Annotated in this window: 16 protein-coding genes; 5 read left to right on the forward strand and 11 right to left on the reverse strand. The window is 55.7% G+C overall.

Annotation, left to right across the window (positions count from 1 at the left end; genetic code table 11):
- Nucleotides 1-82: 82 nt before the first annotated feature.
- From urtE to atzF, 8 genes are all read right to left on the reverse strand, one after another.
- Nucleotides 83-781: an urea ABC transporter ATP-binding subunit UrtE gene (gene urtE, locus AC2FC2_RS01920; protein ID WP_265556301.1), complete on the reverse strand. Its 699-nt coding sequence runs from the start codon at nucleotides 779-781 to the stop codon at nucleotides 83-85.
- An 8-nt stretch (nucleotides 782-789) separates the two neighbouring features.
- Nucleotides 790-1,596 carry an urea ABC transporter ATP-binding protein UrtD gene (gene urtD / locus AC2FC2_RS01925; protein ID WP_265556300.1) on the reverse strand — a complete coding sequence of 269 codons (807 nt, stop codon included), beginning with the start codon at nucleotides 1,594-1,596 and terminating at the stop codon, nucleotides 790-792.
- Nucleotides 1,593-2,669, reverse strand: a complete 1,077-nt coding sequence (gene urtC / locus AC2FC2_RS01930) for an urea ABC transporter permease subunit UrtC (protein WP_209632295.1) — start codon at nucleotides 2,667-2,669, stop codon at nucleotides 1,593-1,595. The genes urtD and urtC overlap by 4 nt, the downstream gene beginning before the upstream one ends.
- Nucleotides 2,669-4,249, reverse strand: a complete 1,581-nt coding sequence (urtB, locus tag AC2FC2_RS01935) for an urea ABC transporter permease subunit UrtB (protein ID WP_209632294.1) — start codon at nucleotides 4,247-4,249, stop codon at nucleotides 2,669-2,671. The genes urtC and urtB overlap by 1 nt, the downstream gene beginning before the upstream one ends.
- Before the next feature lie 63 nt (nucleotides 4,250-4,312).
- The gene (urtA, locus tag AC2FC2_RS01940; protein ID WP_209632293.1) at nucleotides 4,313-5,581 is read right to left on the reverse strand and encodes an urea ABC transporter substrate-binding protein; all 1,269 of its coding nucleotides are present in this window, start codon (nucleotides 5,579-5,581) and stop codon (nucleotides 4,313-4,315) included.
- Between the two features lie 105 nt (nucleotides 5,582-5,686).
- A complete protein-coding gene (locus AC2FC2_RS01945; RefSeq protein ID WP_490658624.1) occupies nucleotides 5,687-6,382 on the reverse strand; it encodes a GntR family transcriptional regulator in 696 nt (231 codons plus the stop codon).
- Between the two features lie 53 nt (nucleotides 6,383-6,435).
- Nucleotides 6,436-10,059 (reverse strand): urea carboxylase, encoded by a 3,624-nt coding sequence (gene uca, locus AC2FC2_RS01950; RefSeq protein ID WP_490658625.1) that lies wholly within the window; start codon nucleotides 10,057-10,059, stop codon nucleotides 6,436-6,438.
- A gap of 87 nt (nucleotides 10,060-10,146) precedes the next feature.
- A complete protein-coding gene (gene atzF / locus AC2FC2_RS01955; protein WP_490658626.1) occupies nucleotides 10,147-12,015 on the reverse strand; it encodes an allophanate hydrolase in 1,869 nt (622 codons plus the stop codon).
- 333 nt (nucleotides 12,016-12,348) lie between these two features.
- Between atzF and AC2FC2_RS01960 the strand changes: the two genes are divergently transcribed.
- A complete protein-coding gene (locus tag AC2FC2_RS01960) occupies nucleotides 12,349-12,546 on the forward strand; it encodes a hypothetical protein (RefSeq protein ID WP_209632289.1) in 198 nt (65 codons plus the stop codon).
- Between the two features lie 41 nt (nucleotides 12,547-12,587).
- On the opposite strand, the gene AC2FC2_RS01965 is transcribed toward AC2FC2_RS01960, so the two are convergent.
- Complete coding sequence (locus tag AC2FC2_RS01965) at nucleotides 12,588-15,155, reverse strand: putative mucin/carbohydrate-binding domain-containing protein (protein ID WP_490658627.1); 2,568 nt, start codon at nucleotides 15,153-15,155, stop codon at nucleotides 12,588-12,590.
- 241 nt (nucleotides 15,156-15,396) lie between these two features.
- A complete protein-coding gene (locus AC2FC2_RS01970) occupies nucleotides 15,397-17,283 on the reverse strand; it encodes a sigma-54-dependent Fis family transcriptional regulator (RefSeq protein ID WP_490658628.1) in 1,887 nt (628 codons plus the stop codon).
- 273 nt (nucleotides 17,284-17,556) lie between these two features.
- Here AC2FC2_RS01970 and ssuD point away from each other — a divergent pair, with 273 nt between their 5' ends.
- From ssuD to AC2FC2_RS01990, 4 genes are all read left to right on the forward strand, one after another.
- Nucleotides 17,557-18,717 (forward strand): FMNH2-dependent alkanesulfonate monooxygenase, encoded by a 1,161-nt coding sequence (gene ssuD, locus AC2FC2_RS01975; RefSeq protein WP_490658629.1) that lies wholly within the window; start codon nucleotides 17,557-17,559, stop codon nucleotides 18,715-18,717.
- 16 nt (nucleotides 18,718-18,733) lie between these two features.
- Nucleotides 18,734-19,825, forward strand: a complete 1,092-nt coding sequence (gene sfnG / locus AC2FC2_RS01980) for a dimethylsulfone monooxygenase SfnG (protein WP_209632285.1) — start codon at nucleotides 18,734-18,736, stop codon at nucleotides 19,823-19,825.
- Nucleotides 19,818-21,218 carry an FAD/NAD(P)-binding protein gene (locus AC2FC2_RS01985; protein ID WP_490658630.1) on the forward strand — a complete coding sequence of 467 codons (1,401 nt, stop codon included), beginning with the start codon at nucleotides 19,818-19,820 and terminating at the stop codon, nucleotides 21,216-21,218. Before sfnG ends, AC2FC2_RS01985 begins: the two co-directional genes overlap by 8 nt.
- A gap of 352 nt (nucleotides 21,219-21,570) precedes the next feature.
- Nucleotides 21,571-23,217: a methyl-accepting chemotaxis protein gene (locus AC2FC2_RS01990; RefSeq protein WP_404760088.1), complete on the forward strand. Its 1,647-nt coding sequence runs from the start codon at nucleotides 21,571-21,573 to the stop codon at nucleotides 23,215-23,217.
- Between the two features lie 122 nt (nucleotides 23,218-23,339).
- Here the strand turns inward: AC2FC2_RS01990 and AC2FC2_RS01995 are convergent, their stop codons facing one another.
- A complete protein-coding gene (locus AC2FC2_RS01995) occupies nucleotides 23,340-23,804 on the reverse strand; it encodes a YehS family protein (RefSeq protein WP_209632282.1) in 465 nt (154 codons plus the stop codon).
- Nucleotide 23,805 lies beyond the last annotated feature (1 nt).

Raw genomic sequence — 23,805 nt, forward strand, 5'->3', positions numbered from 1 at the left:
TATTTCCGGGATAATGCTCAGTCGGTAAGGATTATCAGGGTATTGCATCATTCCCGTGACCCAACCCGAATAACCCCGACGTTCAGATCGCCACCAGCCCGCGTACGCCGTCATGTTCCATCGCGCTGCCTGCGCCACGTTGCACGATGCTGCCGCGTGACATCACCAAATAGCGGTCCGCCAGCTCGGCGGCAAAATCATAAAACTGTTCTACCAACAGGATCGCCATATCGCCCCGCGCCGCCAACTGTTTTATCACCGCGCCGATCTCTTTGATCACCGAAGGCTGGATCCCCTCCGTCGGTTCATCGAGGATCAATAGCTGTGGCCGACAGGCCAACGCGCGGCCAATCGCCAACTGCTGTTGTTGCCCACCAGAGAGATCGCCACCGCGCCGATCTTTCATCTGCAACAACACCGGAAACAGTTCATAGATGTGATCCGGCACCTTGCGCGCCTCAGCGCCAGAAAAACGCGCTAAGCCCATCAACAGATTTTCCTCCACCGTCAGACGGCCAAAGATCTCCCGCCCTTGCGGGACATAGGCGATGCCGGCCTGCACCCGTTGATGCGGCTTCTTGCCGTTGAGGTTCTCGCCCTGCCAGCTTATGCTGCCGTTCTTGGCTGGGATCAAGCCCATCAGGCACTTCAACAGCGTGGTTTTACCCACGCCATTACGCCCGAGTAAGCAGGTGACTTCGCCGACATGAGCGTCAAACGACAGGCCACGCAAAATGTGGCTGCCGCCGTAATATTGATTCAGTTCGTTTACTTGCAACATAGCTGCTCCTAGCGCCCCAAATAGACGTCGATCACTTGCTCGTCGGCCTGTACCTGCGCCAATGAACCTTCCGCCAAGACCCTGCCCTGATGCAACACCGTCACGTGGTCGGCAATGGTTTCGACAAACCCCATGTCGTGTTCCACCACCATCAGCGAATGCTTGCCCGCCAACGTGCGGAACAGTTCGGCGGTATACTCGGTTTCCGCATCGGTCATGCCCGCCGCCGGCTCGTCGAGCAGCAGCAGATGCGGCTCCTGTACCAACAACATGCCGATCTCGAGAAACTGCTTTTGCCCGTGGGACAAGAGCCCGGCGAGACGGTGCCGCTCGTGGCCCAGCCGCAGGGTTTTCAGCATGTCGTCGATACGATCGCGCTGTTCGCTGCTCAGTCTGGCACGCAGACAGGCCCATACCGACTTTTGGGTTTTCTGCGCAATTTCCAGATTTTCAAACACCGTCAGCGCCTCAAACACCGTGGGTTTTTGGAACTTGCGACCGATGCCTGCCTGAGCGATCTGCATCGGATCCAGCGCGGTCAGATCGACGGTTTGATCATAAAATACCTTACCGCTGTCCGGGCGGGTCTTGCCGGTGATCACGTCCATCAGCGTAGTTTTCCCCGCACCGTTAGGCCCGATCACGCAACGCAATTCCCCCACGCCAATCTGCAACGACAGGTCGCTCAGCGCACGAAAACCATCAAAGCTGACGTTGATCTTGTCGAGCAGCAGCACCGGATCGGTTTGCTGGCGGTATTTATCTGCCGGTAGCGCTTGGGTAAAGAGTTCGTCAGTCATTTGCAGTGAATTCATTGTGACTTACCTCTGCGCAGTAACCCGATAACCCCTTTGGGCAGGAACAATGTGACGACGATAAACATCAGGCCAAGGAAGAACTGCCAATACTCGGGAATCGCCATGGTGAACCAGCTCTTGGCGCCGTTGACAATACCGGCCCCCAGCAAGGGTCCCACCAAGGTACCGCGCCCGCCGAGCGCCACCCAGATGGCGGCTTCGATTGAGTTGGTCGGCGACATTTCGCCCGGATTGATAATCCCCACCTGCGGTACGTACAATGCCCCGGCCAACCCGCACAACACCGCCGACAGCGTCCAGACAAACAGCTTGAAGCCCTTTGGATCGTAACCACAAAACGTCAGGCGGTTTTCCGCATCGCGCACCGCCGTCAATACCCGGCCAAACTTACTGCGCGCCAGGGCAAAGCCGATCGCCAGACTGGCCACCAGCAGCACCACCGTCGTCAGAAACAGCGCCACCCGCGTGCCGGTCGCCGTGATCGGAAAGCCCAATAACGTAGTAAACCCGGTAAAGCCGTTGTTGCCGCCAAAGCCGGTTTCGTTACGGAAAAACAGCAACATACCGGCGTAGGTCAACGCCTGGGTCATGATGGAGAAATACACCCCTTTGATTTTTGAACGAAAAGCGAAGTAACCAAAAACGAAGGCGAGTACTCCAGGCACCAGCACGACCAGGCACAATGCCCAGGCGAAATACTGCGTACCGCTCCAAAACCACGGCAGCTCATTCCATGATAAGAACGCCATAAACCCCGGCAGGCCATCGCCCGCAGCCTGGCGCATCAGGTACATGCCCATGGCATAACCGCCGAGGGCAAAAAACAGCCCATGCCCTAGCGACAGTAGCCCGGCATAACCCCAGACCAGATCAAGCGCCACGGCCACCACGGCATAGCACAGAATTTTGCCCACCAGGGTCAGGGTATAGGTGGACATTGCCAGCGGATTATCCGCCGGCAGTAGCGCAAGAAACGGCATGATTAACAGCGCCAGTAATACCAGCCCGCCGATGCCCAGCGCCAGCCGGGGTGCCTTTTGCACGCCGGTTACAGTCAATGGTTGGCTCATCAGTCGATCACCCTGCCTTTGAAGGCGAATAGCCCTTGAGGACGTTTTTGAATAAACAGAATAATCAGCACCAGGATCAGGATCTTACCCAGCACAGCGCCAATCTCCGGTTCAAGAATTTTGTTGACGATACCGAGACCAAAGGCCGCCACCACGGTACCCGCCAGTTGGCCGACGCCACCGAGCACCACCACCAGGAACGAGTCGATGATGTAACCCTGCCCCAGCTCGGGCCCGACATTGCCCAGCTGCGACAGTGCGACGCCCCCCAACCCGGCGATACCGGAACCCAAACCGAATGCCAGCATATCGACACGACCGGTGGGCACGCCGCAGCAAGCCGCCATCGCGCGATTTTGCGTCACGGCGCGCACGTTCATGCCAAGGCGAGTTTTATTCAGTAATAGCCAGGTGAGTACCAACACCAGTACCACGAACAGGATCACGGCAATGCGATTCCAGGGCAGCACCAGGTTCGGCAACAGCTGAATGCCCCCCGACAGCCAGGCCGGGTTGGCAACCTCTACGTTCTGTGCGCCAAACAACACCCGCACCCCTTGGATCAACACCAGACTGATCCCCCAGGTCGCCAGCAGGGTTTCCAACGGCCGACCATAAAGATGGCGGATCACCGTGCGTTCCAGCACCATACCTATGCCGGCGGTGATAGCGAACGCCACCGGCAAGGCCACCAGCGGATACAGCGCCAGCCACTGCGGTGCGAACTGTTGAAACGCCCCCTGTACCAGATAAGCCGAGTAAGCGCCGAGCATCAGCATTTCTCCGTGCGCCATGTTGATCACCCCCAGCAAGCCATAGGTGATCGCCAATCCGAGCGCCGCCAGCAACAGGATCGACCCCAGTGACAGCCCGGTAAACGCCTGGCCGATCAGATCGCCTAACATCAGCCGATGTTTCACGCTGCTCAGGCTTTTCAGCGCTTCGGCACGCACGGCGGCATCCGGCTCATGGGTGGCGTCAGTCATTACCTGTAACCGCGTCTGGGTTTCCGGATCGCCCGAACTGCCGAGCAACCGAACCGCATTAAGGCGCACCCCGGCATCGCTATCGGCAAGTTGCAGATTAGCCAACGCAATGCTTAACGCCTCGTGCACCCGGCTGTCTTTCTCCTGTGCCAGTCTCTGGCTCAGCAACGGCAGCTGATCGTTTTGCGCTTCACGCTGCAAGGCCTGGGCCGCCTGCAAACGCAGCGCAGGATCCTCACTGACCAACCGGTGGGCCGACAGCGCGTTGGCGATCAGAATGCGCAGGCGGTTATTCAGCCACACTTTCTTTGGCACACCGGTCGGGGCCGCGGAGCCGTCCAACGGCTGATAACGATCGCCCTGCTGAGCAAAGGCATGTTTAGCCTCGTCGACCACCACGTTTTCCTGCTTCAGCGCCTGCAGTAACGGCAAGCGCGAAGCGTCCGGCGCGATCGCCCAGGCCTGCAATAATTTGGCCTGCTGCGTGCGGCTGGCCGCAACAAAATCATCGGCTGGGCCCGCCTGCGCGAACATGGGCAGGCAGCACAGCAATAACCACAGATGCCTGAGTGGGTTTGAAGATAAAGGTTTCATCAGATGTCTCGTCGCAATGGGGCATCGCTCAGTCAGCCCCCCGCCATCACGGGGGGCCAGGCATTACTTACCGCCTTTTACGGGGTAATCCGGTTTTTTGTCATTGCCGGGAATGTACGGGCTCCACGGCTGGGCACGTACCGGAGCATCGGTCTGCCATACCACGTTGAACTGACCGTTGCCTTCGATCTCACCGATCATCACCGGCTTGTGCAGATGGTGGTTGGTGGCATCCATGGTCAGGGTAAAGCCCGACGGCGCGGCAAAAGTCTGTCCGGCCATGGCGGCTCGCACCTTGTCAACGTCAGTCGTGCCGGCCTTCTCAACCGCCTGTGCCCACATATGGATGCCGACATAGGTGGCTTCCATCGGATCGTTGGTCACCGCGGTCGCGTAGTTCGGCAGATTGTGTGCCTTGGCATAGGCACGCCATTCGCTGACGAATTGCTTGTTGGTCGGGTTATCCACTGATTCAAAGTAGTTCCAGGCTGCCAGGTTGCCGACCAGCGGTTTGGTGTCGATACCGCGCAGCTCTTCCTCCCCGACCGAGAATGCAATCACCGGCACATCGGTGGCCTTAATCCCCTGATTAGCCAATTCTTTGTAGAACGGGACGTTGGAGTCCCCGTTGATGGTGGAGATCACCGCCGTTTTGCCACCGGCAGAGAATTTCTTGATGTTGGCGACAATGGTTTGGTAGTCGCTATAGCCGAACGGCGTATAAACCTCTTCGATATCTTTATCTTGAATGCCTTTCGAATGCAGGAAGGCACGCAGGATCTTATTGGTGGTACGCGGATACACATAGTCGGTACCCAACAAGAAGAAGCGTTTGGCTGAGCCGCCATCTTCGCTCAGCAGGTATTCCACCGCAGGAATCGCCTGCTGGTTAGGCGCCGCACCGGTGTAGAACACGTTGGGCGACATCTCTTCCCCTTCGTACTGCACCGGGTAGAACAGCAGGCCATTGAGCTCTTCGAATACCGGCAGAACGGATTTGCGCGACACCGAGGTCCAACAACCAAACACCGCCGCCACCTTATCCTGGCTCAGCAACTGACGTGCCTTTTCGGCAAACAACGGCCAATTGGAGGCCGGATCAACCACCACCGCTTCCAGTTTTTTACCCAAAACGCCGCCTTTGGCATTGATGTCATCAATGGTCATCAGTGCCACGTCCTTGAGCGGCGTTTCAGAAATGGCCATGGTGCCGGACAGCGAACTGAGGATACCGACCTTAATGGTGTCGGCGGCTTGTGCGCTCCAGGCCATTCCCATTCCGACCATGGTGGCAGACAGCGCAAACGCTTTTATAAAGTGACGACGTTTCATATTCAAACTCCCGGTGAATGTTAGAAAACCAACCTTCTTTAAGAAAAACGCCCCTCTTGATGTCGAGTTGCAGCATGACCCGCCGCAGCACGAAAGACTGAGGGGTTATTGCTGAAGCCTTGCCTGATGCAGCATGTGCAGCGTTATTTTTCGTACCTCAGCCTTGCTGACGGCGATATGATCAGTGAGCAGCATTTGCGCCTCCCCGGTATGGTGTTGCAGGATCGCCCGTAAAATGGCGGCATGTTCGTTGTAGGTCGCTTCAACCCGGCTTGTCTGGGTGAAGTCCAGCCGGCGGATAATGCGGATCTTCTCGGTCAGGTCGCGATGAATACGCGCCATTTCGCCATTGCCCGCCGCGTCCACCAGCGCCATATGAAATTGCTCGTCGTGCAACGAAACCGTCTTGCCGTCTTCCAGCCGCGGCTCGTCGATCCAGAAGCGGGTGAGCCCCTCCAGTTGCAGCGGCATTGTCCCCGCAGGTCTCGCGCACAGGCGTTTGACCGCCTCACACTCCAGCACAATGCGCAGGTCATACAGCTCTTCGAAGTAAGCAAAATCGAACGGCCGCACCTGCCAACCACTGCGGAAATGCACCTCGACATACCCCTCACGCTCCAGCCAAAACAGGGCCTGCCGCACCGGCGTACGGCTGACGTCCATCCGTTGTGCAACCTCGTTTTCGCTAAAGCGGTCCCCCGGCAGCAGGTGGAAATCGAAAATATCGTCCTTGAGCTGGAGATAGATGCGCTCCGCCAACCCTTCTGGTCGCGCCTTACTGCGGCTATTAATGATTTGCATCGCATTCCTCTCTGCGGACGCAGCGTGCCACGCCCCGCAATCAATAAAGATGGCTAGCTGGCATGCTCCAACCACAGCAGTGCATCACCCGGCCCCACCGGCCGTCCCTGCCGGCAACTGATGCGCTTAATGACGCCGGCACGCGGCGCAGTGACCGCCAGCTCCATCTTCATTGCCTCAACCACAATCAGCGGCTGGCCGGCTTCCACGGTTTGGCCCGGCTCCACCAGAATTTTCCACACGTTGCCGTTCAGATCGGCGCTTACCAGATACCCATCGACCTCTTCTTCATCGTCCTGTGGCGGCAGCAGCTGTGCCTCGGCTTCCCCTTCTTCAGCCTGCCACCGCGTCACCTCGTGGTTAAACGCCTGCTGCTGGCGCTGTTGGAAGGCGCTGATATCCGCGGCGTTATCCGCCAGGAAACGGCGATACTCGGCAAAATCAAACACGCTGTCTTCGATGCGGATCTGTGCGCGCCCTTCACGGAAAGCCTCGCGTTGTTCATCCAGTTGCTGTTCGCTGACCGGGTAAAAGCGCACCTGGTCGAAGAAGTGCAGCAGCCAGGGTTCACCAGGGTTGAACTGAGGGTTTTTGAGGAATTTGTTCCAGATCGGCAGCGTGCGGCCAACCAGTTGATAGCCGCCCGGTGAGTCCATGCCATAGATGCACATGTACATGCCGCCAATGCCGACCGTGCCCTCGGCGGTATGGGTACGCGCGGGGTTGTACTTGGAACTGAGCAAGCGGTGGCGCGGGTCGATCGGGACCGCGCACGGCGCACCGAGGTAAACGTCACCCAGCCCGAGGATCAGGTAGCTGGCGTCAAAAATGATGTCGCGCACCTGTTCACGGGTGCCAAGCCCATTAATGCGCTGAATGAAATCGACGTTGTTGGGTAGCCAGGGCGCGGATGAACGCACCGTCTGCTGATAGCGCTCCACCGCCCCCAGCGTGGCAGAATCTTCAAACGCCATCGGCAGATAAACCGTGCGCGTCGGTACCTTCAACTGGCTGATATCACCCAGTGTCTCTTCACGCGCCAACAAGCGCTGGAGTAAATCGGCTTGGCCAAGGGTGCGGCTGTCGTAACGAATTTGCAGCGATCGTACGCCGGGTGACAGTTCCTCGACGCCGGGGATCGCGTCCTGCTTAAGCGACTGCATCAGCAGATGAATGCGCAGCCTCAGTGCCAGATCGAGCACGTTGTCACCGTACTCCAGCAAAATGTAGCCATCCCCGGCTTGACGATAAACCACTGCGGGACGGCTGTCGGTGGACGGTAACGCCGCCAGAATCGTGGCGGACGCGGTGATACCCGGCGTCAGATCCGGCGGTGCCAGAGTAATGGCCTTCACTGCGGCCAACGCTTCGATACTGCCGAGCTGTGCCTGCTCCAGTGATTGCGCCTGTTTGAAACCGATCGGATGAAAACGGATGCGGTCGCCCGGCTTCACCTGACCGACCTTCCACAACTCAGCCTTGGCAATAGTTACCGGACAGACAAATCCCCCGAGGCTGGGCCCGTCACGGGTCAGGATCACCGGAAAATCGCCGGTGAAGTTAATCGCGCCAATAGCGTATTCGCAGTCGTGTACGTTGGACGGGTGTAACCCGGCTTCGCCGCCGTCTTGTCGTGCCCAGCCGGGTTTCGGCCCGGACAGGCGCACGCCCAGTCGGTTGGAGTTGTAATGCACCTGCCATTCGGCAGCAAAGAAGTTGTCGATAGATTCTGGGGTAAAGAAGTCCGGTGCGCCGTGAGGACCATACAGCACGCCAATGTTCCACACGTTGCCGTACTGCGGGATCAGGCTGTCATCCATTGCCTGCGGTGCGGCGATCGGTGCCGGAGTGGTAGAGGCCGCCAGCGCCGGCTGAGATACCGTCAGCATGTCTGCCACACGCAAGGTGCGCCCGGCGTGCCCACCAAACTGCCCCAGTGCGAATGTCGAACGGCTCCCTAAATACACCGGCACGTCAAAGCCGTTGCGCACCGCCAGATAACTGCGGCATCCGTGCTGAGCACGACCAAGCCGTAACACTTGCCCCGCCCTAACAGTTATCGGCTGCCAATAGGGCAAGGCTTCACCGTCCAAATCTGCTGGGCAGTCGGCACCGGTCAAGGCAATGGTGGCGTCACAATGGAAGCGTAGGGTTGGGCCCTGCAGGGTAAACTCCAACCCGGCAGCACTGGGGTGGTTGCCAACGATGCGGTTCGCCAACCGGAAGGCAAAATCGTCCATCGGCCCCGATGGCGGTACGCCGATATCCCAATAACCGAGGCGTCCTGGGTAATCCTGCACGCTGCTGTAGGTGCCCGGTTGCAACACTTCAATACTGCTGGGCTGGAAGCGGAAGCTGTCCAGCATTCGGGTCCACACGCTGCCGGTTTGGAATTCGGCCGTCGCGATCACCTGCCGCAGGTAATCCAAATTGGTGGCAATGCCGTGCAACCGAGTGGCATCCAGCGCTACCCGCATTTTCTCCAGCGCCTGTTGGCGATCGTCCCCATGAACAATCAACTTGGCGATCATCGGATCGTAAAAGGCTGACACCTCACTGCCGGTAGCCACCCAGCCGTCAACCCGCACAGACGCCGGGAAATACACATCGGTCAAAACCCCTGGGCTAGGCTGGAAGTTCTTCAGCGGATCTTCCGCATAAATACGGACCTCAATAGACGCGCCCTGCGGTGGTCGTTGCAGCGCCGCCCAATCCAGCGCGTCACCCGCTGCCACCTGCAACATGCACTCAATCAGATCCAGCCCGGTCACCATCTCGGTGACGGGATGCTCCACCTGCAAACGGGTGTTCACCTCAAGGAAATAAAACTCGTCGCGCGCACCGTCGTAGATAAACTCTACGGTGCCTGCGCTGCGGTAATTGACCGAGGCCCCCAGTGCCACCGCCGCCTGATGTAACGCCTGACGGGTCGCCGCCGGCAGGTTCGGTGCGGGGGTTTCCTCCACCACCTTCTGGTTGCGTCGCTGCAAAGAACAGTCGCGCTCGCCGAGTGCCACCACCCAGCCCTGGCCGTCGCCAAAGATCTGTACTTCGACATGGCGTGCCTGATCGACAAAGCGTTCGATAAACGCCCCAGAGTCACGGAAGAATTGCTCGCCCAGCCGCTTCACACTGTCGTAGGCTTCACGCAACGCAGTTTCATCATCGCAGCGCGTCAAACCGATACCGCCCCCTCCCGCGGTGCTTTTCAGCATCACCGGATAGCCAATATCTCTGGCGGCGTTAATCGCCTCTTCAATACTGCCCAACAAACCGGTACCTGGCGTCATCGGCACCTGTGCCACCGCCGCCAATTCACGCGCCCGGTGTTTCAAGCCAAACTCGCGAATTTGCGCCGCAGTTGGGCCAATGAACGCGATGCCCGCCGCTTCGCAAGCCTCGGCAAACTCCGCGCTTTCAGACAGAAAGCCGTAGCCGGGGTAGATCGCCTGCGCGCCAGTTTCTCTCGCCGCCGTCAGGATCTTGTCGATGCACAGGTAACTGTCACTCGCCTTTTCGCCGCCGAGTGGCACCGCCAGATCGGCTTCTGTTACGTGCGGCGCATTGCGATCGGCGTCGGAGTATACCGCTACGCTGATGACCCCCAAACGCTTCAGGGTGCGGATCGCGCGGCAGGCAATTTCACCGCGGTTGGCGATTAATACGGTAGTAAACATGATGTATTCCTCATAGGACCAAAGAGCGATACCCAATAGCTTTCAGGCTGTGGCCAGACGCAAACAGGGACATCCCCAGACGCTCACTCAGGGAAGTGACTGGGGTGTGTCTGCGCAGCCAACAACGCCACGGTTTGAAAGATGAAGGGTATAGTTGCGCCAACCGCCGAATTCAGTGATGTCCATGGCGCCCTGCAGCGCCCAGGGTTCGCAGATAAAGCCTTTCACCCGACGTCCGTCCGCCAGCAGTAGCGTGCCAATGCCCAGCGGTGCGGGGATCTCCGCCACGAACTCGCCAAAGCGTGCCAACGGGATATCCCACAGCTCGACGCGGATGGCCGCCCCCTGCTCAGCCTTAACCAACCCCGGTTTGGGCGGCTGAGTATTGGCCAGCGCGTAGAGGCGGTAGCAAGGTGCGGTGGTGGTGTGCTCTACGAAGGTCGCCGATCGCTGCGTGAGCTGGAAATTCAGGGGCATATCGCTAAGGTGCGCACCGACCACCGCCACACGCACATGCTGGCTCGATGACGCCAAAGGTTGAGAAGGAGGCAACAAGCGATCTGTCGCACCAAGCGGCAGATCCTGTGCCTGCTGCCAGCGCAGGCCGAACGCTGCCAGCGCCCGGTCGTGCCAGGCAGGCGCGACCAGTGTGATTCCCGCAGGCAAACCGTCATCACGCATCGGTGCTGGCAGTGCCAGTGCGCTCAGATCGGCCAGGTTGGTGAAATTGGTGTAGGTCCCGAATTGCGAATTGAACAATACCGGTTCTTGTTCCATTTCCGCTAAGGTGCGGATGGTCGGTGAAGTCGGCACCACTAGCGCGTCGAAGGCGGCAAGCCGTTGCCCGATCTGCCGTGCCAATTCAGCACGGAGATACTCCGCTTTGTAAGCATCACAGGCGCTGTACTTCAGGCCGTTATTGACGATACCGCGAACCACCGGATTGATGGCCTGCGGGTTAGCGCTCAGCATGGCTTCGACCGCGACGGTACGTTCCGCCACCCAGGGGCCGTAATACAGCTGCTCTGCCAGGACACGAAACGGCGTAAAATCGAGCCTTTCCAGCGTTACACCGCAGCGTTGCAACTGCACCAACGCCCGTTGAAATGCCTGCTCGGCTTGTACATCGCCGAAAAACTCAAGCTGGGCAGGCACCGCAAAACGGGGGGCAGCGGGAAGATCCGCCGGGGCGGTCTGGGGATGAGTGCGAGAGTAAGCATCGGCAGGGTCATAACCCCCCGCCAGTTCAGCCACCAGCGCGGCGTCCGCCACTGTCAGGGCAAATACCGAGACGGTGTCATTCAACCGACACGCGGGGACGACGCCACGGTTCGACAACCATCCCTTGGTGGGTTTTAGGCCAACAATATTGTTGAACCCTGCCGGCACACGCCCGGAACCCGCCGTGTCGGTACCCAGTGAGAACGGCAGCAAACCGCGAGCCACCACCGAGGCCGACCCGGAACTGGAGCCACCGCTGACATAGCGGCTATCGAAACTGTTAACCACCGCGCCATGCGGTGAGCGGGTGCCTACCAGGCCTGTAGCAAACTGATCAAGATTGGTTTTGCCGATAACAATGGCACCCGCTGCGCACAGATTGGCGACGACGGTAGCGTCAGCTGCCGCCTGATAAGCGAACTCCGGGCAGGCTGCGGTCGTCGGCCAGCCGCCAACGTCGATATTGTCTTTGACAGCAAACGGCACACCAAACAGCGGCAGGCGGCTGATATCGCCGACAACGGCTTCAAGCTGCTGCGCCAATCGTTGGCATTGCGCCTCGCGTTGTGCCGCATCGGCAAGATACAGCCAGGCGTTATCCTCTTTCGGCAGGCCCGCAACCAATGCGGCCAACGTGGCTCGCACGCAAGCCATCCGCTCGCCAGCCGAGTGGGTGTGATAATGATGCTGCCATTCAGTAAGGGTGAAACCGCGCAGGTTAACAGACTGGGTCATTGGCTGAATTCCATCTAGTACACAAGATGGGATTCACCAGAGCAACTGGCGTGCCAATTTTTAATTGACTGATTCCAATAAGTTATAATTGAAACTTATGGCTAAAGATTAAAAAACCTGCACCAACGACGCACAACGGGCGAGCAAAAAAGGTGCAGCAATGCTTCTATTTTAGTGTTTGTTGTGTCGCAACCTGAGCGCGTTGTGACTCGGTTACCTGACAAGCTTGATTACATCATTTTCGACCAGATTTACCTCCGCCGCTGAAAGCTTTACACAGCCCCTGCTTATTATCGGTACCGCCATTAGGCTACCCATTCACAGGAGCTACAGATGACTATACGTAACCTCTTTCTCGCCATTCCCCTGCTGGTACTGTTTTCAACCTTTAGCTATAGCGCCGTCAAACTGAATGCGGCAGCGGATAATGGCCAAAAAACAGGCTCGGTTTCATTGTCACATCACGCCGTTTCTCCCGATCATGCCAAAAGCCAACGGGATACCCTTTGCCAAACGGCACCGGGCAAATAGCCCGGCACCTTTCTCATCGGCGTCTGAACCTCATGGGCAGGTTAATCCGCGATCCGCGCCAGTCCCACCGGGGTAATGCAATAGGTCTGTTGCTTGCCCGCAGCCCCCAACCGCACCTGTTGCATCTCATTGGTGATCACTAACCGGTTGTTCGGTTCTTCATGATGCAAGTGGATCACCTCACCGCCATAACCTGAGATCGGCAGTACGACCGAACTGGCTTGCCGTGCTTCACTGCCAATCACTTCATAGTGAAACAGGGTATTACCGTCTGCGTCGTCATAACGCATGGCGGCATACACCTCTGGGAAGTAGTGGTGCGCAATGCCGCCTTCAATGTTCACCGTTACGGTTTTTTTCACCAGATCAACCGTGGCGGTCAGGAACTGCCAATCGCTAATGCCTTTGCAAGCCAGGGTAAAGAGATTGCCCACATCACTGTCCGGGCGGGTATTGCTGGCAGAAATGCAGTCTTTATAGGTTTCCAATAGCTGTTCACGTTGGGGGCTGCCAAACGTGTTGATCGCCAGATAGATATCGTCTTTAAACACAGAGAACGGGGCATAATAGGCCTGACGGTAACTGCGCAAACGCTGCACCGCGCTCTCAAGACGCACCAATAACGCCTGTTCTGGATCACCCATCAAGGCGTCATTTTTCAGCCCGCTTTTGGTGATAAGTAAAACGTTAGTTTTGTTTTTGCTATCAATAATGTTTGGATACGCCGGGCTTACCCGCACTCGCCCCGGTTCCTCATGATAAATTTCAATTTTGTCACCTGCGGTGAACGGCAATTCATCATGGCTCAACGTCGCTTTGGTGCCAGGAATATCCTTGCTGAAAACCACCGTATTTTGCTGATTACGCACGATAACTTTGGCGTAGGTCATATCAGGGAAATAGGAATGTGGCGTGGTGCTGGTCACGTCAATCACCACCTTGCCCTTACCGTGATCGGTGACCACGGTGGCGAAAACGGCATCCCCCAATCCCAACAGGTTGATGCCCTGCGAAACAATCGGCGAAGAGACTTTTTTAACAAAGTTAATCTCCACCGCATTGTCCCCCTGTTTCAGCACCAGATAGCCGGGAGTCGGCTGATACTTATGGTCTTTTCCGGTGGGCAAACGCAGGGTATATACGCCAATGGGTAACTCGCTCAACACCATTGTTGGGCTGTTGATCCGCGTTTTATAAGCGTAACGCGCCCCTTCCATCAGGATCAGGTCTTCGCCATAAATCTGTGCAAAATCGTCAATATTGAAATGCAGCGTCGCTTTACCTTTCAGACCGGTAGCTTTCAACTGGCTTGAGTCAACCAACTGCAATGTGGAACTCAGCTTCAACTGCAATTTCACGGCCTCAAGATCTTGTGCACCGACCAATTGGCACAGCGGATAAACCGCTTTCGCGTGGCTAAAGGTGTTTCGATTGTACTGCGTCTCGGTCACATAGCCGCCGACCCATTGAATAAATGGCGTAACGTCCACCTTGTCGCCAGCCACGGCGAAATTTTCCGACAGCATATCCAGCAGAGCATGTTCGCCAGGGACAAAGCCCGTCGTATTGCAATCCTTGCGATACTGTTGATTAAAATGCGTGAACGCGTTGCGCCCGGCCTTCTCAACCATCAATACGATAAAATACAGTTTAGAACGCAGATCCCACTGATTGAGCGGTTTAGCCTGAATGACATAGTCGGTAATTTGTTTTTCAACAGAAAGGATATTGCCGTAATTATACAGCCAGCCTTCTTGGTATTTACGGTCACCCAACATCACACTTTGAAAACAGGCGGCATAAATATTGTTCCACACTTCACCGGTGGAAAAAGACTTATCGCCCATAAAGTGCCCCTGGTAGCCGTGGGCAATTTCATGCAGGCTCCCCCAGTTATTATCTTTCGCCGTCAACCAGAAGCTGCTGACTGACGGGGTACTTTCTGCCGTCCAACTGTCCCCATAATACGCCGCACCTGCTCCATTTTTATCAGCCTTGATAAAATATCTGTTTTTTATATTACGACTCGAATCTTCCTCAGCCTCAAAAGAAATGCCTGCCAGCGCATTATAAAATGTGAAGATACGTTCGTAATAGGCGATCAGGCCATCAATATTTTTTGCTTCTCCCAACGACTTCAAATCATTTTTACTGACTTTAGGGACCAAGAGCGTGGCATATTCGGAATCAACGAGCGAAAATTCGGCATCCTGCGCATCCCAACGCGCAAAAAATGCCGCTTCATTTTCACCTTTGCGGTAGACCGGTAAGGCTTTGGCCGTCTCTGGGGAGTCAAACTCCACGGCAGGCGCGCCCGCGACATAAGGCGTATCAATAAAAGGCACCGAGACGGCATTGACACGTGCCTCAACCCACTCGCTACCCACGTTGAATTCGGCCTCCGTTTTATTATCATCATTTAACAAACGCAGCTTTAGCTTCGCGGTAAATGCAGTATTAGTCTGGCGTACGCGCAACACCTGCCCCGCAGGGAGAATAATCCCCAGATGCTGACGATCGTGACCAATCCCTTTACTCATTCCCGCTGCATCTAGCCATTCCGGTCTTGGCAACGTATAAAGTGATTTTGATTGCGTGATAGTTGGCATTTTTTAATTCCTCACAATGGTTTTTCATATAACTGACCATGAGAAATTAACCGGGAATTATCGTAAGAACGAACAGCGAGGCATGGCTGAGCCACCACACAACAAAAACAGACGTATTGTTGATAATATATTCCTGCGCTTCATTATGAATGAATAACATTAACCGCAATAAAACCAGAGAGAGACAGTGTAAAACTGAACGTCATTTTTCGTCTTTTCTTCTGATAAGCATGACCACATATCATTGCCAGACGGCCTCGCGAACGTTAATTGCCCGTGGCAGCAACCCCAAAGCATAAAAACGGTCGGCGATGGCCTGCTGCTGGCGAATAATATTCAAATCCATCCGACGGGTTTGATGGCTACGACGGGCCAAAGCATGGGTGAGCGAAGACGTCGCCAACCCCAATTCAGCTGATAACAGTGCCGCCGCCTCGTCACGGTGGGCGTCAATATAGTGGCCGGTGTGTTCCAACGCGGCCATCAGCCCGTGCAGTAGATCGGCAGAGTGCCTGACAAAATCACGGTGCGCGAGATAAAACTGATGGTTGCTCACCCGCCCAACGCCATTGGCGATAACCCTAAGTTGGCCACCTTGCTCGGCATCACTCAACAAGGGATCCCACATCATCCAGGCATCCACAGCATGATGATCGCTGGGGGTTAGCGGGTATTTAGGCGGTGCGTAGACCACCCGCACGTCTTCCAGCGTCAACCCTGCCTCATCAAGCAGTTGCAGCAAAAGATAATGGACGTTGGAGCCTTTGTTGACCGCAATCCGCTTCCCGCGCAGATCGGCCAGAGTCTGGATCGGGCTATCGTGAGCCACCAGCAATGCCACGCTTTGTGGCGCTGCGGGTTCCCAGGCAACATATAACAACGGGTTGTTGCCGGCCTGCGCAAATAACGGCGGAACCTCACCGGTGGTGCCAAAGTCGATGTCGCGGTTAGCCAGGGCATGCAGCAACTGAGGGCCGGCAGGAAACTCACTCCACAACACACTCACTCCACTGTCAGCAAACTGGGCCTCCAACGACTGGCGTGCTTTGAGGATCCCCAGGTTTCCAAATTTCTGATAGCCAATGCGCAGCTCGCGTTCATTGCTACCGGCACGCGGGCTGGGGCTTGGTCGCCCGCCTTTTGCACTACGCCTGGCCTTAATCAGACCAAGATGCCCTAAATGGGTACGCAACGTATTACGACTTATCCCCAACAGCGTCGCCGCTTGCAACTGATTGCCCTGGCTCAGTTCAAAAGCATTCCGCACCAGGGAATCCAGCACCTTCTGATAGAGAGAGCTGTCATTGCCCTCAAGCTGCTGGCGAAGAAACACATCCAGTGAATCATCACCATAAATCTGTGAACCGACGTTTTCAGCACTCAGCCTTAGCTGCTGTGGCGTAATCAGTGGCTCTTTGCTTAGCAGGACCGCATTGTGCAGGGTGTTTTCCAGCTCGCGGATATTCCCTGGCCATGAATAGTTCATTAAGGTTGCCAGTGCCTCTTCACTGAGCCGCAATTGAAGCCGCCCCAGCCGCCGTGCGTATAGCGTCAGGAAATGCTCAGCCAACAGTGGAATATCCCCGCGCCGCTGGCGTAATGGCGGCAGAGCAACCGCAGCCACATTCAGCCGATAATAGAGATCTTCACGAAAGCGGCGTTCGCGGATGGCGTTAGTCAGATCCACATGCGTGGCGGCCACGACCCGGACATTGACCTTTACCGGTCGGCGAGAGCCGACACGGGTCACCTCCCGTTCTTGCAAAACACGCAGCAGTTTTACCTGCAACGGCAGACTCAATTCACCGATTTCATCCAGCAGCAGCGTGCCGCCTTCCGCCGCCTCAAACCACCCTTGATGGCGGTCAACGGCCCCTGTAAAAGCCCCTTTCTCATGGCCAAACAGTTCCGACTCGGCAAGGCTCTCGGTCAGGGCCCCACAGTTCACCGCCAGAAAGGGGCCATCACGTCTTGAGCTGTGATGATGAAGATAACGCGCCACCCCCTCTTTGCCCGTGCCGGTTTCGCCAACGATAAGCACTGTGGCATCTGTCGGAGCCAATCGATCCAAAACATTTTGGAAGGCGATAGAAGCAGGATCGATTAACCGCGGGCCGGAGGCTTGCATGCTGGTGACCTTTAAGGAAGTTGAATGGAAACCATACCCTCAGACGCCAGGGATAACGAGGGGTGAAATGCCCGCTTTGCTGCAAATGCAGCAGCAAAGCGCCAACCACTGCTGCATTTGCAGCATAATTCCGGCCCAATGAAAAAATTAACAATCTGATAAATAACACAAAAATAGGAATCTGTTTTTGGCATGCTTCCTGCTTATCTGTTTATAACCAAGATTAAACATTCTATGAAATAAATTAAGATATCGTTATATAGGAAATGGATAATGCGCGAAGAGCTGGCGAACAACATCAACGTATTCTGGTTTTTACCCACCCACGGTGACGGCCGCTATCTGGGAACAACAGAAGGCGGAAGAGCAGTAGATTTACCTTATTTACAGCAGGTTGCGCTGGCCGCCGACAGTCTGGGCTATTACGGCGTGCTGATCCCCACCGGCAAAAGCTGCGAGGATGCCTGGCTGGTCGCTTCCGCACTCGCCCCTCTCACCAAACGCCTACGCTATCTGGTCGCCGTGCGCCCTGGGTTGCAACCCCCGAGCCTGGCCGCACGCATGGCCGCCACGCTGGATCGCCTTTCAGAAGGCCGTCTGTTGATCAATGTGGTCACCGGTGGCGATCCCGTGGAGAACAAAGGCGATGGCATCTTCCTAAGCCACGCCGAACGTTATCAGGTTACCCGTGAGTTTTTGTCGGTTTACTCCCGCCTGCTAAAGGGAGAAAAAGTCGATTTCCAGGGGGAGCATCTGCGGGTAGAAGGTGCTGAGGTGTTGTTCCCGCCGGTGCAAGAAAACGGGCCGCCGCTGTTTTTTGGCGGTTCTTCTGAAGACGCACTGGAAGTCGCGGCGAACCAGATTGATACCTACCTGACCTGGGGAGAGCCGGTTGAGCAAGTGGCAGAGAAAATTGCCGTGGTCCGTCAACGGGCACAAGCGCGGGGCCGTACGCTGGAGTATGGCATTCGTCTGCACGTCATTGTACGGGAAACCGAAGAGGAAGCCTGGGCAGCAGCCGACAAACTGATTGCCCATTTGGATGATGACACCATCGCAGCCGCGCAGAAAATCTTCTCACGCATGGATTCTACCGGGCAGGCCCGAATGAGTGCTCTGCACGGCGGTTCGAAAGAGAGTTTACGTATCGCGCCCAATTTGTGGGCTGGTGTAGGACTGGTAAGGGGCGGCGCTGGTACAGCACTGGTCGGTAATCCACAACAGGTTGCAGAGCGCATCCGTGAATATCAGGCATTGGGCATCACCCATTTTATTTTCTCGGGCTACCCGCATCTGGAAGAAGCGCATCGATTTGCCGAACTGGTGATGCCGCTATTACCCCTGGCAGGCAACAGCGCGAAACGTCAGCGCAGGGTCAACACCGGGCCATTTGGCGAGACCATCGGTGGCGATCGTCGTCCGGTGAAACAGTGAAACTGAGGAGCAAACTATGAGTAATGAGCCAATTAAGTTCGCCTACTGGGTACCTAACGTGTCAGGCGGGCTGGTGATCAGCCAGATCCCTCAGCGCACCCACTGGGATGCCGCCTATAACCGTAAGCTTGCACAAATTGCCGAGCACGCCGGGTTTGACTATGCCCTGACGCAGATCCGTTTTACCGCCGGTTATGGCGCCGATAACCAACATGAGTCGGTGACGTTTTCCCAAGATTTGCTGGCCGCGACCGAGAAGCTCAAGGTGATTGCCGCGCTGCTGCCAGGGCCGTGGAATCCGACGCTGGCGGCCAAGCAGATCGCGACCATCAGCCACCTGTCCAACGCGCGTATTGCGATTAATGTTGTGAGTGGATGGTTCCGCGGCGAATTCAAAGCCATTGGTGAACCCTGGCTGGATCATGAAGAACGCTATCTGCGTTCTGAGGAGTTTATCCGTTGCCTGCAGGGCATCTGGCAGGAAGAGAGCTTCACCTTTGCCGGCGACTTTTACCGCTTTCGCGACTATTCATTGAAACCGAAACCGCTTGACCCACAACCGGAAATTTTCCAGGGTGGTAGCTCAAGAGCCGCGCGCGATATGGCGGCACGGGTCTCTGACTGGTATTTTACCAATGGCAATACGCCAGAGGCTATCCGCCTGCAGGTCGAGGATATTCAGCTCAAGGCCGCAGAAAACCACCACAAGGTGAGGATCGGCGTGAATGGGTTTGTTATTGCCCGCCAAACTGAGCAGGAAGCACACAGCGTACTGCGCGACATCCTGGATCATGCCAATCCCGAAGCGGTGAAAGGCTTTCAATCCGAGGTTAAAAATGCCGGTAGCGCCTCGCCAGAGGGAGAAGGTAACTGGGCTAAATCAACGCTGGAGGATCTGGTGCAGTATAACGATGGATTCAAAACCAACCTGATTGGCACACCACAGCAAATAGCAGAACGGATCATCGAACTGAAACAGTCGGGTGTAGATCTGATGCTACTGGGGTTTTTGCACTTCCAGGAAGAGGTGGCGTTCTTTGGCCGTGAAGTGATCCCGCTGGTGCGTGAGTTGGAGCGCCAACAGCATCCGGTGCCCAGTCATGGCTGATCGACACATCGTTATCATCGGTGGCGGTTTTAGCGGTACCGCGCTGGCGATCCATCTGGTGCGCCAGGGGACGGCCGGGCTAAAGGTGGTGATTATTGAGCCTCGCGCCCAGTTGGCACAGGGGGTTGCTTACGGCACCCGCGATCCGGCACACCGCATCAACGTCCCCGCCGCGCGCATGCAGCTTTCCGCCGAGGAAGAAGTCGATTTCGATCGCTGGTTCCGTGCTTCTGAGGCCTTCACGCAGGATGTAAAGGCGCTCAGACCGGACGGCAGCGTCTATCCGCAACGGGGGCAGTTTGGCCGTTACATCGCCGAAAAACTGGCCAGCGCGCTAACCCGCTCTGCGGTAGAGATCGTCCACGTCCAGGAGTACGCGGTGGCATTGCGTCATGGTGTCGTGCTGACGGCTTCCGGGAATACCTATCCTGCGGATGACGTGGTGCTGGCCATCAGCCACCCACCACCTGCCGTACCGAAACAGCTTCAACAGGCGCTGAAAGATCATCCAGGATTGATCGCCAATCCGTGGTTGACGGAAGCCCTGGCGGAGGTGAAAAACAATGACCGGGTCGCGATCATCGGCACCGGTTTGACCATGTCCGATGTGGTTGCCTCGCTGCATCGGCTGGGGCATCGTGGACCGATTCTGGCTTTCTCACGCCGCGGTCAGCTCCCCCGTCCAAACCTGAGCGGTGACTATGCCGCTCGCCAACTTGATTACCGGCGTCCGCAAGCAGCGACGGCCCGTGGGTGGTTGCGACGAGTCCGGCAGGAAGTCATGCTGGCCAATGCAGACCATCAGCCCTGGCAATTGGTGCTGGATGACATTCGCCTTAACGGTCAGCAGATTTGGCAGCAGTGGTCACTGCAAGAGCAATGGCGTTTTCTGCGCCATCTGCGCCCATGGTGGGACGTGCATCGTTATCGCATCGCGCCACAGGTCAGCGATGTGCTGACAGGCATGCAGCAAAAAGGGCAACTCGAGGTGCTGGCCGCCAACCTAAAACACGTCTCCGTGGATAACGCTGCCCTTGCTCTGACCCTAAAAGCGCGTGGCCATGCAACAACACAAACGCGCGTGGTGGATAAGCTGATTGTCACAACCGGCCCGGCGCACGGCGCGCTGTTGCAAAGTGATGCTTTGCTAAAGCAGCTCACCACTGAAGGGGTCATCCAGCCCGATCCGCTGGCATTAGGCATTTGGGTCGATGCCTGCTCCCGGCCTATTAACCGCCAGCATCAGAGCAACGATCGTCTTTACGTCGTCGGCCCCGCCGCCCGTGGCCGTTTCGGTGAGCTGATGGGGTTACCCCAAGTGGCACAACATGCACAAGCGCTGGCGCAGCAGTTGCTGGGGGTGTCTACAGCGCCCCCCACCGCCCCTGACTAGCCTGTTATAAGGGGAAAATGTCTGACGCTTTCTCCGAATGACCCGTACAGAAATAGAAACAGGATTAATAACGGTGAAGGATCAAGGGACACGCGCTTTCGCCGCATTTCAGTGCCGTTTTCTGCGTGATATCACTGCCACTTGCACATATTTTTTTGGATAATAGGTCTCACGCCAAGAGGTGTTATATTTATGTTTCAATTAAAAACGGAAAGTTAAAAACATTGCCAGAATCAGAATCTGATTAATCGTTAAAGTTTTATCTCAGCCTGCCGAAAACAAACAGCACTTTCCGCGGCAAAAGAACGCTATTTGCTGCACTGACATTCAATTGAAATTTTCAGGTTGTGCTATGTTTGAACGATTAAAAATCTCCCACGGATTAATGGGAATTTTAACCCTATTCTGTATTATTCAGATATTTTCCGGCGTGTGGAGCATTCTGGATGCTTCAGGTACAAATAATCGCCTTACGCAAATATCTTCTGGCTTTAATCAAATTATGGCAATGGATAATGTCTACGCATCCGTTACCGAGATCCGCGAAGAAGTGCTTAAAGACGCACTGATGCTCAGTATGCAACCGCAAAACAGCAATGCAAAAAAATCCCTTGGCCAACTGCGTCAACGTCTTACAGACGTTGATAAACTGATGGAGCAGTTTTATCAACTCTCCCTTTCTGACCAGAGCGATCGCGAACGGACCAAAAACGTAAAGACACTGTATGACAAAGCGCGCGACGATCTGCTTCAATTAATTATCAGTCTGGAAGACGGTGATCTCATCCGTTTCCAGTCCGTTATGCACAATAGCTCGGCGACGCACTTTATGTCCGCACTTGACGATACGTCTGCCTACGTGGCCAACGATATTATTACGCCGGCAGCTGCGGCGGCACAGGCCAGCTATCGCCAAATGGTGCCTTTATCGCTTACGTTTATTTTAATTTTTATTCTGTTGACCGGGGCTGTATTGGTCTGGATCAGAAAATATGTACTGAACAAAATTAATCAGATTATCGATTACCAGGCCGAAATTGCACGGGGTAATTTGGCAATTAAAATCAATGCCAGTGGAAATAACGAAATTGGCACTCTGATGCAGGGTCTTGTCAATATGCGTAACGAGCTAGCAAATACGGTCAGCGCCGTCCGTGCAGGAACGCAAAACATTTATACCGGTGTGCAAGAAATTGCCGCCGGTAACAACGATCTTTCAAGCCGTACTGAAGAACAGGCAAGTTCACTGGAAGAAACGGCAGCCAGCATGGAACAACTCTCTGCTACGGTGAAGAACAACGCAGAGAGTGCCGGCGCTGCCACCTCGCTAGTGAAACGCGCTTCGCAAAGTGCGGTCAATGGCGGCGAGATCACCCGTAAAATGGTCGTCACCATGAGCGATATCGCCGACAGCTCACGCAAAATTGGCGATATCACCAGCGTCATCGACGGCATCGCCTTCCAAACCAATATTTTGGCACTCAATGCGGCAGTCGAAGCGGCTCGGGCGGGTGAACAAGGCCGCGGTTTTGCCGTTGTTGCCGGCGAAGTTCGTAACCTTGCACAACGCAGTGCCCAGGCTGCCAAAGAGATTAAAACACTGATTGACACCTCCGTGCTACGCGTCGATCAAGGCAACGATCTGGTGGAGAACGTCAGTGGCGCCATGACGGAAATTGTTACTGCCATTGGTCAGGTGACAGAAACCATGCAGGAAATCTCAAATGCGTCTGAGGAGCAGAGCCGTGGAATCGCGCAAATTGCGCAGGCAGTTAACGAAATGGATAAGGTGACTCAACAGAACGCCGCGCTGGTTGAACAATCGGCATCCGCTGCCAGCGCACTGGAAGATCAAGCCAATCAATTAAACCAAACCGTGTCTCTTTTCAAACTCTCTACGCCGACCCCTTCAGTGACTCGCATTCAGCCACAGGCGATTGTCGCACCTAAGGTAAAAGCGATTGCTGAGGATAATGATGAAAATTGGAGCAGCTTTTAAGGCACTAAAGCGCATTTAAGTGTCTGTTTAAAACCACAACGCCAACAGATTGTTGGCGTTGGAATGCGGGCGCGATAGGCAACGCCCCTGCCTTGCCTGGGGATCGGAAAGCCAGGGCAGGATTATACGCTGCGAAGGCGTTGCGCTAAGCCTTTAAGGAAGTAACGCAGCATCTGATCGCCGCACGGGCGGAAGTTTTTGGTGCCTTCTTTACGGAACAGCGCGCTCAGTTCCGGCTTGGAGATGCGGAAATCAACGGCGGTAAAGATCTCGTGCATGTCGGTATCTTTCAACTCAAACGCCACGCGCAGCTTTTTCAACACCAAATTGTTGGTAATCGGCAGTTCAACCTCCGGCGCAGGGAATTTGTCATCTTTACCGCGCTTGAAGTACACCAGACCGTTCAGGAAATGCGCCATGACGTCGTCCGGGCAGTTTTCAAAACCGGGCTCACCTTCCTTGATGACGTAAGCACCCATCGCCGAGACAGCAACGTCGAAATTATCCAATTTGATAATCTCAACCATTTTCGCGTCGTTAATACTCAGCATGTAGCGCACGCTGCGCAGCACGTCATTGTTGATCATA

The organism is Serratia sp. CoH_122_TC_1 (assembly GCF_058191755.1).

What these genes read in the sequence shown, in the direction of transcription:
- urtC (WP_209632295.1), bottom strand. Translation starts at nt 2,669, where the DNA reads ATGAGCCAACCATTGACTGTAACCGGCGTGCAAAAGGCACCCCGGCTG.
- urtE (WP_265556301.1), bottom strand. Translation starts at nt 781, where the DNA reads ATGTTGCAAGTAAACGAACTGAATCAATATTACGGCGGCAGCCACATT.
- AC2FC2_RS01960 (WP_209632289.1), top strand. Translation starts at nt 12,349, where the DNA reads ATGACTATACGTAACCTCTTTCTCGCCATTCCCCTGCTGGTACTGTTT.
- AC2FC2_RS01970 (WP_490658628.1), bottom strand. Translation starts at nt 17,283, where the DNA reads ATGCAAGCCTCCGGCCCGCGGTTAATCGATCCTGCTTCTATCGCCTTC.
- atzF (WP_490658626.1), bottom strand. Translation starts at nt 12,015, where the DNA reads ATGACCCAGTCTGTTAACCTGCGCGGTTTCACCCTTACTGAATGGCAG.
- AC2FC2_RS01995 (WP_209632282.1), bottom strand. Translation starts at nt 23,804, where the DNA reads ATGATCAACAATGACGTGCTGCGCAGCGTGCGCTACATGCTGAGTATT.
- AC2FC2_RS01945 (WP_490658624.1), bottom strand. Translation starts at nt 6,382, where the DNA reads ATGCAAATCATTAATAGCCGCAGTAAGGCGCGACCAGAAGGGTTGGCG.
- sfnG (WP_209632285.1), top strand. Translation starts at nt 18,734, where the DNA reads ATGAGTAATGAGCCAATTAAGTTCGCCTACTGGGTACCTAACGTGTCA.
- ssuD (WP_490658629.1), top strand. Translation starts at nt 17,557, where the DNA reads ATGCGCGAAGAGCTGGCGAACAACATCAACGTATTCTGGTTTTTACCC.
- AC2FC2_RS01990 (WP_404760088.1), top strand. Translation starts at nt 21,571, where the DNA reads ATGTTTGAACGATTAAAAATCTCCCACGGATTAATGGGAATTTTAACC.
- AC2FC2_RS01985 (WP_490658630.1), top strand. Translation starts at nt 19,818, where the DNA reads ATGGCTGATCGACACATCGTTATCATCGGTGGCGGTTTTAGCGGTACC.
- uca (WP_490658625.1), bottom strand. Translation starts at nt 10,059, where the DNA reads ATGTTTACTACCGTATTAATCGCCAACCGCGGTGAAATTGCCTGCCGC.
- urtB (WP_209632294.1), bottom strand. Translation starts at nt 4,249, where the DNA reads ATGAAACCTTTATCTTCAAACCCACTCAGGCATCTGTGGTTATTGCTG.
- urtD (WP_265556300.1), bottom strand. Translation starts at nt 1,596, where the DNA reads ATGAATTCACTGCAAATGACTGACGAACTCTTTACCCAAGCGCTACCG.
- AC2FC2_RS01965 (WP_490658627.1), bottom strand. Translation starts at nt 15,155, where the DNA reads ATGCCAACTATCACGCAATCAAAATCACTTTATACGTTGCCAAGACCG.
- urtA (WP_209632293.1), bottom strand. Translation starts at nt 5,581, where the DNA reads ATGAAACGTCGTCACTTTATAAAAGCGTTTGCGCTGTCTGCCACCATG.